Below are 13,663 nucleotides of genomic sequence, written 5' to 3' on the forward strand. Positions count from 1 at the left end.
TGTCCATTACGTTGCTTGTGGACACAACCTGCCTAAGCGCTCCCCCGATTCATAGGTGACCCAAAAATCGCGGTTACGTTCAGGTGAGGCCGATCGACCAAATGTCTGTAGGCCTCGGCCGCAGTCCGGATTTCCATTGGAAAGCCGAGACCAACGAGTATTTGGACAGGTCTCTTAAACACATCGGGTTTCATATCGTCCTCCTTCCCAACCCGTCATGCCGTTGGGCGCCGCTCCACCGGCACCCGTTGTCGCATCGTTCACTTCTTACGCGGCCTTCTGGCCCTCGATCTGTGCGGGAGAACCAAGTTTTCCGAGCGCAGGCGCGCTCTCGATCGAAATCTTGCGCGGCTTCATCTCCTCGGGAATCTCGCGGACAAGTCCGATCGAGAGGAGACCGTTATTCAGGTCTGCACTATCGACCCTCACATGGTCCGCAAGCTCGAAGCGATGCTCGAATGGCCGGGACGCGATGCCGCGATGCAGGTAGCCCTCCGCCGACGCATCCTGTTTCCTGCCGGTTACAGTAAGCAGGTTCGACTGAAAGGTTATGTCGAGATCGTCTCGCGCGAACCCCGCGACGGCAATCGCAATCCGATAGCTGTCATCGCCGGTCTTGACGATGTCGTAAGGGGGCCAGTCGCTGATTGAGCGTGCACGCTGCGCATTTTCCAGCAGGTTAAACACACGGTCAAAGCCGATGCTCGACCGAAAGAGCGGCGCATAATCGTAGGATGTTGCCATAACCATATCCTCCTTGAAGCAACATGGATACGGGGCGCCGAAAGACGGCGCTCCCAGCAAGGCCAGCCCTGATCCAGCGGCTGGCGGCAATCGATCTGGTTTTTGCCTAGTCGATCTTCAAGGGCCTCATCCGAATTTTTTTCAGACCAGTTCAATGCAGCCTGAACTCGCCCTCGACGCGCCGCCATTCGTTCGCGCCGATCAGGCGCCGATGGGTGTAGCGCACCGAGTGCAGCGGCCCATCCAGCGACGTCTGCCAGAAGTCGAGAAATTTGCGCATTTCGGGAAAGTCCGGTGCGAGATCGTAGTCCTGCCAGACATAGGCCTGGAGAACGGATTCGAAGTCGGGAATGCGATAAAGGATATGCGCAGTTGTCAGGCCGTAGCCTTGGAGCTGGCGCTCGAGATCTGATGCAAACCGCATGCTTTCATCTCCGTTGTTCGACCCCGGAATGATGCCGCCATCATTCACGATCATCAACAAATTTCATTGTTCAAATTCGATTTTATCGTAGCATTACAGTATTTTAGCAGCCACTTCCGACGAGTGCTGATTTTTTTCGGCCAGCCTCTTGAAATGAGAAAATCGACAATCCAGATTTTTGCGCGCAGGGCGCTCATGAGAGGTCCTGTACCCGCCCGGACCGGTCATCCGGTCCGGCTCCGGGTGAACATCGTCATCACTGTTTGTCCATTGGAGGAAAACATGTCGTTCCGACCGCTTCACGATCGCATTCTCGTTCGCAGGGTTGAATCTGATGAAAAGACCAAGGGCGGGATCATCATTCCCGACACTGCCAAGGAAAAGCCGCAAGAGGGCGAGGTGATCGCCGTCGGCCCGGGCGCGCGCAACGACGCCGGGCAGGTTCAGCCGCTCGACGTCAAAGTCGGTGACCGCATCCTCTTCGGCAAGTGGTCTGGCACGGAGATCAAGATCGCCGGCGAGGATCTGCTGATCATGAAGGAAAGCGATGTCATGGGCATCCTCAAGGGCCGAGCCGAACAGAAGAAAGCCGCCTGAGCGGTCCCACCCATCCAACCAGTCACAAGCTGCCTATTGAGGAGTTAAAGAAATGGCTGCCAAAGACGTCAAGTTCAGCACCGACGCCCGTGAACGCATGCTGCGTGGGGTCGATGTGCTAGCAAATGCTGTGAAAGTGACCCTTGGCCCCAAGGGGCGCAATGTCGTGATCGACAAGTCCTACGGCGCGCCGCGCATCACCAAGGATGGGGTGTCGGTCGCCAAGGAAATCGAGCTTGAGGACAAGTTCGAGAACATGGGCGCGCAGATGCTGCGCGAGGTCGCCTCGAAAACCAATGATCTCGCTGGCGATGGCACGACGACCGCAACTGTGCTCGCCCAGGCCATCGTCAAGGAAGGCGCCAAGGCGGTTGCTTCCGGTATGAACCCCATGGACCTGAAACGCGGCATCGATCTCGCCGTCGATGCCGTGGTGAAAGATCTCAAGAAGAATGCGCGCAAGATCACAAGCAACTCGGAGATCGCGCAGGTCGGAACCATTTCCGCGAACGGCGATGAGGAAATTGGCCGTTATCTCGCGCAAGCCATGGAAAAGGTCGGCAATGAGGGCGTCATTACGGTCGAGGAGGCAAAGACCGCGGACACCGAACTCGAAGTGGTCGAAGGCATGCAGTTCGATCGCGGCTATCTCAGCCCGTATTTTGTGACCAATCAGGACAAAATGCGTGTCGAACTCGAAGAACCCTACATTCTCATTCATGAGAAGAAGCTGTCGAACCTTCAGGCAATGCTTCCAGTCCTGGAAGCGGTCGTCCAGTCGGGAAAACCGCTGTTGATCATCGCGGAGGATGTGGAAGGTGAAGCGCTCGCGACGCTCGTCGTCAACAAGCTCCGCGGCGGTCTAAAGATCGCAGCCGTGAAGGCACCGGGATTTGGTGATCGCCGCAAGGCAATGCTCGAGGACATCGCCATTCTGACCGGCGGGACTGTTGTGTCGGAAGACCTGGGCATCAAACTGGAAAACGTCACCTTGAATATGCTTGGTCGCGCCAAGAAGGTCGCCATCGAGAAGGAGAATACCACCATCATCGATGGTGTCGGCTCGAAGGCGGAGATCGACGGACGTGTCGCCCAGATCCGCGCGCAAATTGAAGAAACGACCTCGGACTACGACCGTGAGAAGCTGCAGGAGCGCCTCGCGAAGCTGGCGGGCGGCGTGGCCGTTATCCGCGTCGGCGGCTCCACGGAGGTCGAGGTGAAGGAAAAGAAGGATCGTGTAGACGACGCACTGCATGCAACCCGCGCGGCTGTCGAGGAAGGCATCCTACCCGGCGGCGGCGTTGCGCTGTTGCGGGCGGTGAAGGCGCTCGACACCATCCAGGCGGCCAATCAGGACCAGCGGGTCGGTATCGATATCATCCGCCGGGCCATTGAGGCGCCCGTTCGGCAGATCGCCGAAAATGCCGGTGCGGAAGGCTCCGTCATCGTCGGCAAGCTGCGCGAGAAGGCCGATCTTTCGTTCGGCTGGAATGCGCAAACCGGTGAGTACGGCGACCTATATGCTCAGGGGGTGATCGATCCGGCGAAGGTCGTCCGCACCGCGCTTCAGGATGCCGCGTCCGTAGCAGGCCTGCTCGTAACGACGGAAGCGATGATCGCCGAGAAGCCCAAAAAGGAAACCGCTCCTGCCCTCCCCGGTAGCGCAGGCATGGATTTCTAAGCGACACACCGCTGGTCCGTCCTGCACAAGGGCGGACCAGTCCCGGCATTTTTACGCTGTCTGTTCACTCAAGATAGAATTCGGGCGATAGCGTGGATGCGACCACCTCGGCTTCCCAGTAGCCGAACATGCGTTCGGCGGCCTTCTTCCAGCGTACGATTGTGCCTGAAAGATATTACCGATGATTGCGTCGAAGGAGAACTCTACGATGGCGCGAGGCGTTCTGTGCTGTGTTCATCCATGCCGACCGCTTGGCTTATCGCGGCGTTGGAGTGATTTAGGCAGGAGCCTTACATAGCAGCCTCGCAGACCACAAGAAAAGTTCAGGTACGGTAGCGTATAAAGACCGGCGGTTCGGATGACCGTCTATCGTGTTCAGGCACGATCGTAGGTAAAGGAGGTCAGCAGCGTCGTCACGAAATTGCTTGCCCGTTCCTTGACCAGCATTTCGGTCCACTCGCTGGTTCCGCGAAGCCTCAAGTCGGTCTGGATGCTGTCGACGGCCGCTTCTTCGATCCGCTTTATATGGGCGCTGAAGGCTGCTTCACCCGCACCATGGTACATGTCACGGATGACCATGCGCAGGATTTCCTGGATCGCTATCTGCCAGGCCGTATTGATGGCCTGCAGTTCGTTCGTGTTCGGTGCCATCAAAGGCTCCCAAGGAATGAGTAAGTTCGAGCGCGACTGTATATCACGCCTTGATCTATTCCACGGCCGCCTCCATTGGAAAGCGGGCGCTTGGACGTTAAGCCTGCCGGGCCTTCCGGGCGGCGTAACGTCGGTCGCGTTCGGCCTTGCGAGCGGCCTCATCTTCAAGGACACGCGATATCCGAGCGTTTTCAGCGGACTGTCGCGCCTCAATCTCGGCTGCGGCGGCTGCCTCGATGGCTGCCTGCTTTTGCGTGGCAAGAGTTTCGAGGCGGGTGCGCTCCTCGATTTTCAGTCGTTCCCGTTCCGCACGGCGCGCTTCGCGGGCTTCAACAAGTGAGATGCGCTCCGCCTGTCGGGCGGCTTGAACCGGCTCTGCCGCCGTCTTTGCGGCCCGGTAGGCTGTGAGAAGAGCGGCCTTGGCGTCTGCAGCAGCGGAGCGTCGGTCGGTGAGGTCGTTATTTTTGGCGGGTCTCAAATCATTATCCTGATTTAGCGTTTGGGATGATCAACTGGCCTTGGATCGTTTGGCAAGAAGCGCCGATGTTGCAGACATCCGGTCTGCTTGCTCCTTGGCGAGGCGCGCTTCGCGCAGCCTGACTGTCTTGGCGTCGCGTGCTTGAGCTTCGGATTCGAGCTCTTCCGCCGCATTGTTCTTGGCGAAGAACTCCGTCTGGAGATTGCCGAAGGCGGTCTCGGCCTGCTGGCAAGATTTACTATATGTCTCTTTCACTGAATGACCTGATGTGGCTTGAGGCCAGAACGAAAAAGGCCAGGCATGGCGCCTGGCCTAAAAGTGATAATTGCTTCCGGCAGTGCCAGTACATCCGTGGTCAAAGGGAAGCAGCCATCCTTAGGCAGCCTGCAGATTGCAGGCCGACATCTTACCCGACTTCTTGTCGCGCTCGAGGTCGAAGCCGATCTTCTGGCCTTCGACGAGATCGCGCATTCCAGCGCGCTCGACAGCCGAGATGTGAACGAAAGCGTCAGCGCCGCCATCGTCAGGCTGAATGAAGCCGAAGCCTTTGGTGGAATTGAACCATTTAACTGTGCCAGTGGTCATTGTGAACCCTTTCAAGCATAGAGTGAAGAACTGCGGAGCGGATGCCACGCAGACGAAAACCGACTATTTTTGAAAGAGAAGTTCGCTTAGAGCGCGGTGCCAATCGCGCGGTAGACAAAGCTCGGCAAGCAAAAGATCGATGACCCGTCTATATGGGGTCTCGGGCCACTCGTCAACGCTTAGTTTTCAAAACCCCTAAATGCACCTATAGAGTGTTCTTTCCTTCGCGGTTGCGGTGGCAGCCTGAACGTTCGTCCTGGTCTCACGAGGGGTCAATCTGGATCGTTTTATGATGGCGCCGCGGTCCGATACTGGGTCGAAGCGAGACGAACGGTTTCACGATCAAAGTGAAACGATCGGTGGACTGCCCCTTCAGGAAGAAAGAAGGCTCTCCTTCATCCGAAGCGTCACAACGACGCCGCCCTCGACCCAGTTGAAGTCGATCGTGCCGCCCAATTGCCCCGAGATTGTTCTATGCAACAGCTTACTGCCATACCCTTCCGGCGATCTCGGCAGGTGAGCACTCTCGCCACCATGCTCACTCCATACGATCTCGATATCGCCATCGAGCGAAGCCCCGGAAATGTCGAGTAATCCCGTATCGTTGGAGAGCGCACCGTATTTCAGCGAATTCGTCGCCAATTCATGAATGACCAGCGCAAGGCTGGTCGCAGCCTTTTCGCCCAATCCCATGCGAGGGACCGCTACGCGAATGCGGCCGGCGAAGGCGCCCACGTCATCATAAGGCGCCAGCAGGACTGTAAATAGGTCGCCAAGCAAGGCCGCGCTCCCCTGGCTATCCGGGAGGGGGCGTACAAGTTCATGGGCGCGGCCAAGAGCCGTCAGCCTTTGCGTCAACTGCTTGGCCATCTCCTCCTTGGTATCGGTCGAGCGCGACGTGATTTTGGTGAGACCCGCGGCTAGGGCGAGCAGGTTCTTGACGCGATGGCTCATCTCCCCGGCGAGCAGCTCGTGACCTTCCTCGGCCTGCTTTCGTCCTGTGACATCAAGGAAGATGCCCGTCATTTTGTTGGTCGCAGCATTCCCCTCGTTACCCTGGCCTCGCGCGGAAACCCATCGAACGTCCGACGTGGTGGTCAGAATGCGGAAATCGATCTCAAATGGTCCGTCGATGGAACGGGTAGCGACGAATGCCGCTCTGACACGATCTCTGTCGGCTGGATGCACCTTTGCAGAAAGATGTTCGAACGTGAGTTCGGTCTCATAGGGAATGTCCCATAGCTCGTATGCCTTGGCATCCATCACAAATGTGTCGTCATGGATGATCCAGGTCCAAAGGGCCACCCCAGCCGACTTGATCGCCCGCCTGAGTTCGTCTGCACTCCATTCAGGCTGAGACTTTGCTTGGCTCATTTCTCAAACTCTTTCACCCAATGCAAAAACTGACCTCGCTTCAGAACTACCGGGCTGGAAAAGCGTTATCAATGGCCTAATTGAGGCCTACGATCTCGAATGGAAATGTCATGACCCCACACGCTGCGGCTCGATACCAGGATATTTTCGTCGGCAACGGTGAGATGGCGCATATGATGCGCCAGCACGATTGGGCGGGCACATCTCTTGGCTTGCCGCACACTTGGCCTGAGGCACTGAAGGTTGCAGTCCGGCTCTTGCTGACATCGAAATTCGAGATGTGGCTCGGCTGGGGGCCGGACATCGCCTTCTTTTATAATGACGCTTATCGCCCTACACTGGGCAACAAGCACCCCAATGCACTTGCCGTCCCAACGAAAGTACTATGGGCCGAAATCTGGGACGATATCAAAGAGCGTCTGGAAACCGTCTACCACACCGGTCAGGCGACATGGGACAGAGCGCTCCTCCTTCTTCTCGAGCGTAGTGGCTACCCCGAAGAGACCTATCATACCTTCTCATATAGCCCGCTTATCGGCGATGGCGGTAAGGTCGAAGGTGTTTTTTGTGCGGTCACCGAGGAGACCGAGCGGGTCATCGGTGAACGCCGCATGGCGACGATGCGGGCTCTTGCTTCCGGGCTCGCTGCGGCGGACACGAAACACGACGTGTTCAAGGTTTCACGCGAAGCCCTCGGGGAGAACCTTCAGGACCTCCCATTTAGCGCCCTTTATACATTTGACGACGAGAGAAATGCGAGGCGTCAATGGATCTGCGGCGCGCCGGATGATTTCGCTCTCATGCCTGAAGAGATTCGCCGTGGTGCCGATTTGTGGAATATTGAACCCGCTTGGTCGGAACAGGACGTCGCTCTGATAGACCTGTCGACGGCCAATGATGTTCCATCCGGCCCATGGCCGAGAAGCCCAACTCAAGCCGCGGTAATTTCCCTCGCCGGTCAGGGCGGAGACAGGCCGAAAGGGATATTGATCAGTGGGCTCAATCCTCACCGAGCCGTTACCGAGGACTACCTCGATTTTCTGAAGCTGATTGCCGGCCAAATCACCTCCCGTCTGGCGAGTGCCGAGGCATTCGAAACAGAAAGGCGGCGAGCCGCCGCATTGGCCGAGGCCGCTGAATTGCGGGAAAGAGCGGCAGACGCCCTTGAGCAACTCAACCGCCAGCTCTCCTCGGAAATCGAGTTGCGCACAGCGGAACGCGACCGCATGCGCGCCCTTTTTCAACAAGCCCCGAGCTTTATGTGCATATTGAGCGGGCCCGACCATGTATTTGAACTAGCCAACGACGCCTACCTGCAGCTGGTTGGCCATCGCCAGATCGTTGGTCTGAGCGTTCGTGATGCACTTCCGGAGGTAAACGGGCAAGGGTTCTTCGAGTTGCTCGATGGCGTTTTCCAGTCAGGAGAACCTTACATCGGCCGAAACCTGCCGGTATCGCTGCAACGCGAAGGCGAAGATAGACTGGATGAGCGGTTCATCAACGTCATTTACCAGCCGATTTTCGATGCGAATGGAGCCGTCACCGGTATTTTCGTGGACGGTTTCGATGTCACACACCAGAAGCGCGCGGAAGATCAGCTCCAGAGCCTCAACCACACACTTGAGCAGAGGGTGGAGCAGCGCACCCACGAGCTGAGAAGCGCTCTCCTCGATCTGGAGAAGGAAACCCTCGAGCGCGAAACCGCTCAGGTCGCATTAAGGCAGGCGCAAAAGATGGAGGCGCTGGGCAATCTCACCGGCGGCGTTGCCCATGACTTCAACAATCTTCTGCAGGTCGTAAGCGGTAACCTGCAACTTCTAGCCAACGACATTTCCGGGAACCTGCGAGCCGAGCAACGTCTTGAGAACGCGTTGGCGGGAGTCGCCCGCGGGGCAAAGCTGGCATCACAGCTGTTGGCATTCGGTCGCCGTCAGCCGCTCGAACCCAAGGTCGTCAACGTTCGCAAGCTTATCCAGAACATGGACGACATGCTACGGCGGGCATTGGGTGAAGAAATAGAGCTTGAGACCATCGTCTCCGGTGGCCTTTGGAATACCTTGATCGACCCCGGTCAGCTGGAGAATGCGATCCTGAACCTGGCGATCAATGCGAGGGACGCGATGGAAGGCCGCGGGCGCCTCACCATTGAGACTGCGAATTCCATTCTCGACGACGACTATGCGCGGCTACACGAGGACGTGCGTCCCGGGCAGTACGTTCTTGTCGCGGTCACCGACACCGGAGCGGGCATATCGCCTGATATTATCGAGCATATCCTTGAACCGTTTTTCAGCACGAAGACGGAAGGGAAAGGAAGCGGACTTGGATTGTCCATGGTCTATGGATTCCTGAAGCAGTCCGGCGGCCATCTGAAGATATACAGCGAAGTTGGCCATGGCACGACAATGAAGCTCTATATGCCGCGCACGATGCAGACCGAGGACAGTCTGGCGGATGCAAATGCGATACCGGCAAAGGGCGGCACGGAGACCGTTCTCGTTGTGGAGGACGACGACGCGGTTCGGGAGATTTCGGTGGCGCTGCTAACTGATCTTGGATACCGCGTTCTCAAAGCCCACGACGCGCAGTCGGCATTCGCCATCGTGAACAGCGGCATCCCCATCGACCTGTTGTTTACTGACGTCGTGATGCCAGGCCCGATGCGCAGCACGGAGCTCGCCAGAAGGGCCAAGGCACTATTGCCCGATATGGCAGTGCTTTATACGTCGGGATACACGGAAAACTCGATCGTCCATGGTGGCAGGTTGGATGCTGGCGTTGAATTGCTATCCAAGCCTTACACCCGCGACGCGCTCGCGCGCAAAGTCCGTCATGTCTTGAGCAACGCGCAGCAACACAAGATCGCAGTGGAACGCCTCGAGCGTGAAGAGCGACCGTCTGTGTTGAAGTCCCAGGTTCAACGACATACGGCGCTTCGTGTTCTCGTCGTTGAGGATGAACCGCTCATCCTTATGTCAACGATCGATATGGTGGAGGAACTGGGCCATACCGTCCACGAAGCCAAATCCGCTGAAGTCGCACTGGGCTTGGTGGAAACCCAAAGCATTGATGTATTGCTGACAGACGTGGGTTTGCCCGGTATTTCCGGGATTGACCTCGCTCAACGGGTCCGGGAGCGCTGGCCGAATGTACGGATCGTGTTCGCCAGTGGCGATGATAGCGCGAAAGCGGCTTCTGGTATTGTCGATGCCGATCAGCTTTCGAAGCCATTCACGATTGATAGCCTACGTGCCGTATTGGCCGAAGCAAGCTAGAAGAGGCGAACCGGCGCGGGAGGTTGCCCCATATGGCGGCCCTAATCCATTCGAGGGCGCGCCGGTCGGCTCTTTCGTCGAAAGGACTTCGCCTATGGATAGAACGCGGACATCGACCTACAAGGCCCGGGCGGGCGCAGCCAGATAATCTATTCATTTAAGGAGATGTACTCAGCACTAAAGGGCCGGAGCTACGTGCGACGTGGTGGTCACGTACAAAGAGCACGGACTTTCATGGCTCACTGCGTGCACGGCCAGGCGATCTATGGGGATCCCGTCGAGATTTCTATCGCCCGCTCATCTTCACACCAGCCGGCGTCCGCGCCGTGACGCGGCTGAAATTGTATCACCGCCGGCCTCCTGTCGTCTTCAAGAATGAATCCGCTGCCGAAGTGCGCCCAAAGATTCACGCCTCGGCGTTCCAGTGCCACCGCGCGTCGCAAACTGCGAGGCGGCATGTCAGGCTTACGCGACAACGGCCACATTTGCCTCGCGAGCTGCGGCAAGGAATGCCAGTCGAGCACGCGATAGAGAGCATTCTCCTTCAATAGCGCGAGCGCAAAAGACAAGCGCGCGCTGGAAAGCTCGGCCATAGGTCACCGGCCCTTTTTCCGCCAGGACGAACATGGCGTTTCGAACGTCTTTGATCTCCATGGCACGGCGCATGCCTGGCAGTACAATGGCGAGATCGCGATCCCAAGTTACAGAAAGCATTTCGTATTTCCCTGTCAAATCGGGACTATGAATGCAGATTGTGTGCAGGTGGTTCCGTGTCAGTTCGATGAAATTTGCATGAGAAGCGCGGCATGACAGAGGCCCATCTTCTCGACGAGAAAGTCGCCAGATGCGCGGATCAAGTAAGACGTGAACCGCGCCGATTACGGGCTGAAGCTCTACAAGCTAGGCATCATCAGCCGTCTTCGCGACCGGTGCGCCGGCTATCCTGCAACGCTCGCGACTCGCGGCGGCGGCACGACGCGGGCTATTTGCAAGAGAGGCCGCATCGGCAGCCTCTCCAGTCTCCAGGGGCTCCTATGCGGACAGGCGTCCACCACCGGAGCGCGACCGGATCATCCACGGCATGACGCCGGGAGATTTCACCAGAATGCCCTTCTTCTCTCCAAAAGAGCGAATGGCATTGCGCCCAGTTTTTACCGGTTTGTGACCGTCGAAGGCCATGTAGCAGGTCTTCAATGCCGCGTCGTGAACGATATCACGATCTCTTTCAGGCCATTCTTCCAGAAAATCTATGGCGTCTTCCAGGCACGTTATCTCTCGGATCAGTTCTCTGCGTTCCCTCAGATATACGGGCCTATCAAATACCTTCGAGTTCATCTCTACCTCACTGAAAACGTTGGTGATCAACAAGGGTGGTGTCGGGATCGAGCACCGACCGAGGATGTATTTTCCTAGGTTTTCGGTTTCAAGATCAGTCTCAGCAGCGCCAGTAAAAAACACGACAAGATGGCGCCACGAGCCTATGGGGGGCACCCTCAAACCTCAATCTTCGATGACGACGCCTTATCGATGAACCACTCCCCTAACTCACTGTGATCGCCCCAGTGAACACGAGGGCAGTAACGTCGAGGTCGAACCGCTCTACGGCCTTTGACGTCCTCCCAGGGACCGGTTCGACTAAATGCAGAAAAAAGGAATGCTTCCGGCGGTGCTGTCGCTCAATCTCAGTGTCCGAAATCCTCTGCCCCACGTAGATTCCGTCATCGACTTTGTGTCCCTCGACCAAAACAGAATGCTTCACCGTGAATTTTACTGGGATGATGGTCATTGGTTTCCTCCAGTTGGCAGCACTTTGACACGGACCTGACGGAAGAAGAACTCGACTACATGGTAAAGACCTATGTCATAAGCGCTGGCATGCGTTGATACCGTTCGTCCAGTCTTGACTTGCCGCCCGTCTCGCGGCCTTCGGCGAGCATTTCCCCCGATCCTGCTGATGCTCGGCCTTGCCAGCCGATTGTCCGCGCTGCGCTTCTGGCAATGATGCTGGTGATCGAGATCCTCGTCTATCCAGGCGCCTGGCGAGCCACGGCACTTGCGCTGCCTGCCTGCTGTTCATAGCGGTGCGCAGACCGAGGCGGGTTTTCGCTTAATGCGGTTATCGCATGTCGAGTTTGTCGGTCAGCGTGGACTACATACTCGAGGTTTCTTTGGGGCTCTTGAAACGGAAGCGTACCTTTGGCCCCAGCCAAATCCGAGTAGTTACCGCGCGATTTCAATTACGACCTGTAATTTGACTATCTCGAAGTCGCTAACAAGCACATCTATCCTCAGCTGCCATTCCCCCGATAACGGAAGGACCACGCCTTCGCTCCGCCAAGTTCCATCTTTGAGGGTGGCTTTGCGCCGCATCGGCTCGACGCCAGCCTGAGAATTAGAGAATACAAACACCACCTCTTTCGGCACCATCGCCGAAAAGTCCGGCGCCATGACCAAAGCGGAAACCTCAACGGGGCCGGCACGGCCGGGCGTTATGGTTACCTCTGCAATGGCCTTGTCGGAGTGAATGTGAACCGACACCGGCTGAGCGGCGACGACGGCGAGCGCCCGCGGCGGCGGTGTAAACCGCCAAGTGGCCGCAACCGCCAGAATTGCCAAGACCAGAATGGTTTCCACGAAAACGACGCGCGCAAGCCTGTGCCTTGCTTTCCCCTCTCCAGCCTGTGCGGGTTTGGTCAGTGCCCACCGATTGAACGAGACCACCAGGAACAGCACCAGTATGAGGCCCAGCTTGGCGAGCAGAACGTTTCCGTAGGCGGTGTCGAGCAAGGCTGCCGGTCTCTCGACCTGAACGATTGCGAGCGCAATGCCTGCAATGATGAGGATGCCGACGGCGACCGGAATCAACCGAGCAAATCTCGCGAGCGCCGCCCGCCCGGTTTCAGCATCATGCCGCAAGGCATGGATCAGCGGGAGAAGGGCGCCGGCCCAGATGGCGATTGTCAATGAATGCAGGAACACGGCAGGCCGCATCAACAACTGAGGCGCGGCTGCACTAGCATGGCCGCTCAGCGCCAACGCGGCGGCGCCTGCGATCAGCGCAATTGACGCGACGGCTCGGCCCATGGCCGAACCCTGGACCCACAGCGCCACTACCGGCAAGAAGAAAGCGCCGATCAGGAGAATGACGGTGCGGCCAAAACTCGTCTCGAATCCTGCCATCCAAGCCGCCGACGTGACCAATTCGGAAAGTGGAAGGTCAAGCGAGTCAAGACCCTGCAAGCCTGCTGATGCCAGGGTCGCGATCACGCCGATCGCGATCAGCGCGGACGTCAAGCGTTTCACACCGCCCGTCGGTGGTATGAGCCAACGAAGTGCGAAGGTGCCGCCAATGCCGAGGAACAGCCCGGCGTATAGACCAATCTTCGAGATCCATAAGGCCGCGCGCACGAACCAGTCGACGCTCTCCGTCGCTCTCGGCTTTGACGCACTCGATGCTCCTATGGAGAAGATGCTGGAACCGCCGACCGGATGGCCGTCCTCCGAAACAACCCGCCATGTCATGACATAGGTGCCGTCCACGAGATCATCGGGCGGCGTGATCTCAAGCGTCTTGTCGCGAAGAGCGAAGCGTTCAAGGTTTGTCGTGGCGCCATCGGGACGCACGAGCTTCAGGACGAGCGGCGAGACGGGCTCGCTGAAGGACAGCGAAAACATCGTCGGAGGTGTCGCAACCACCGTGCCATCCGACGGCGTTGCTGATGTCAGCGATGCATGCGCCAGCGCAGCCATTGTCAGACAGGACCAGGTGAGACCTGTGATCAAAGCCAGAAGGCCAAGCCGACCGAGGCGGTGGTTTCGCATGCACATTCTCCGGACTGGGTAGATTGGCTGGC

The 13,663-nt window shown here is 57.7% G+C and carries 13 protein-coding genes; 3 read left to right on the forward strand and 10 right to left on the reverse strand.

The genetic code is table 11. From position 1 onward, the window contains the following. Positions 1-267: 267 nt before the first annotated feature. Both EXZ48_RS29060 and EXZ48_RS29065 read right to left on the reverse strand, forming a co-directional pair. The gene (locus EXZ48_RS29060; RefSeq protein ID WP_130520328.1) at positions 268-744 is read right to left on the reverse strand and encodes an Hsp20 family protein; all 477 of its coding nucleotides are present in this window, start codon (positions 742-744) and stop codon (positions 268-270) included. Between the two features lie 151 nt (positions 745-895). Beyond that, positions 896-1,168, reverse strand: coding sequence for an usg protein (locus tag EXZ48_RS29065; RefSeq protein ID WP_130520330.1), 273 nt, complete (start codon positions 1,166-1,168; stop codon positions 896-898). Positions 1,169-1,450: 282 nt separating this feature from the next. On the opposite strand from EXZ48_RS29065, the gene EXZ48_RS29070 reads away from it, so the two are divergent. Both EXZ48_RS29070 and groL read left to right on the forward strand, forming a co-directional pair. Then, complete coding sequence (locus EXZ48_RS29070) at positions 1,451-1,765, forward strand: co-chaperone GroES (protein ID WP_130520419.1); 315 nt, start codon at positions 1,451-1,453, stop codon at positions 1,763-1,765. 52 nt (positions 1,766-1,817) lie between these two features. Further along, a complete protein-coding gene (gene groL, locus EXZ48_RS29075) occupies positions 1,818-3,446 on the forward strand; it encodes a chaperonin GroEL (protein WP_130520332.1) in 1,629 nt (542 codons plus the stop codon). 375 nt (positions 3,447-3,821) lie between these two features. Here groL and EXZ48_RS29085 read toward each other — a convergent pair whose 3' ends face one another. The 5 genes from EXZ48_RS29085 to EXZ48_RS29105 form a co-directional block, all read right to left on the reverse strand. Beyond that, the gene (locus EXZ48_RS29085; protein WP_130520334.1) at positions 3,822-4,097 is read right to left on the reverse strand and encodes a hypothetical protein; all 276 of its coding nucleotides are present in this window, start codon (positions 4,095-4,097) and stop codon (positions 3,822-3,824) included. Positions 4,098-4,194: 97 nt separating this feature from the next. Further along, complete coding sequence (locus tag EXZ48_RS35590) at positions 4,195-4,575, reverse strand: DUF6481 family protein (RefSeq protein WP_130520336.1); 381 nt, start codon at positions 4,573-4,575, stop codon at positions 4,195-4,197. A 30-nt stretch (positions 4,576-4,605) separates the two neighbouring features. Next, entirely contained in the window at positions 4,606-4,830 is a 225-nt protein-coding gene (locus EXZ48_RS29095; RefSeq protein WP_130520338.1) for a hypothetical protein, read from the reverse strand. Positions 4,831-4,950: 120 nt separating this feature from the next. Further along, a complete protein-coding gene (locus EXZ48_RS29100; RefSeq protein ID WP_130520340.1) occupies positions 4,951-5,160 on the reverse strand; it encodes a cold-shock protein in 210 nt (69 codons plus the stop codon). Between the two features lie 372 nt (positions 5,161-5,532). Beyond that, a complete protein-coding gene (locus tag EXZ48_RS29105) occupies positions 5,533-6,534 on the reverse strand; it encodes a sensor histidine kinase (protein ID WP_130520342.1) in 1,002 nt (333 codons plus the stop codon). 164 nt (positions 6,535-6,698) lie between these two features. Between EXZ48_RS29105 and EXZ48_RS29110 the strand changes: the two genes are divergently transcribed. Then, positions 6,699-9,809 carry a response regulator gene (locus tag EXZ48_RS29110; protein WP_130520421.1) on the forward strand — a complete coding sequence of 1,037 codons (3,111 nt, stop codon included), beginning with the start codon at positions 6,699-6,701 and terminating at the stop codon, positions 9,807-9,809. Positions 9,810-10,274: 465 nt separating this feature from the next. On the opposite strand, the gene EXZ48_RS29115 is transcribed toward EXZ48_RS29110, so the two are convergent. From EXZ48_RS29115 to EXZ48_RS29125, 3 genes are all read right to left on the reverse strand, one after another. Beyond that, a complete protein-coding gene (locus tag EXZ48_RS29115; protein WP_130520343.1) occupies positions 10,275-10,523 on the reverse strand; it encodes a DUF982 domain-containing protein in 249 nt (82 codons plus the stop codon). A gap of 318 nt (positions 10,524-10,841) precedes the next feature. Continuing rightward, complete coding sequence (locus EXZ48_RS29120) at positions 10,842-11,144, reverse strand: DUF982 domain-containing protein (protein ID WP_130520345.1); 303 nt, start codon at positions 11,142-11,144, stop codon at positions 10,842-10,844. Positions 11,145-12,029: 885 nt separating this feature from the next. Further along, entirely contained in the window at positions 12,030-13,631 is a 1,602-nt protein-coding gene (locus EXZ48_RS29125) for a copper resistance CopC/CopD family protein (RefSeq protein ID WP_245462385.1), read from the reverse strand. Between the last annotated feature and the right edge of the window lie 32 nt (positions 13,632-13,663).

The sequence above is a fragment of the Shinella sp. JR1-6 genome (assembly GCF_004284735.1).
GTDB lineage: Bacteria > Pseudomonadota > Alphaproteobacteria > Rhizobiales > Rhizobiaceae > Shinella.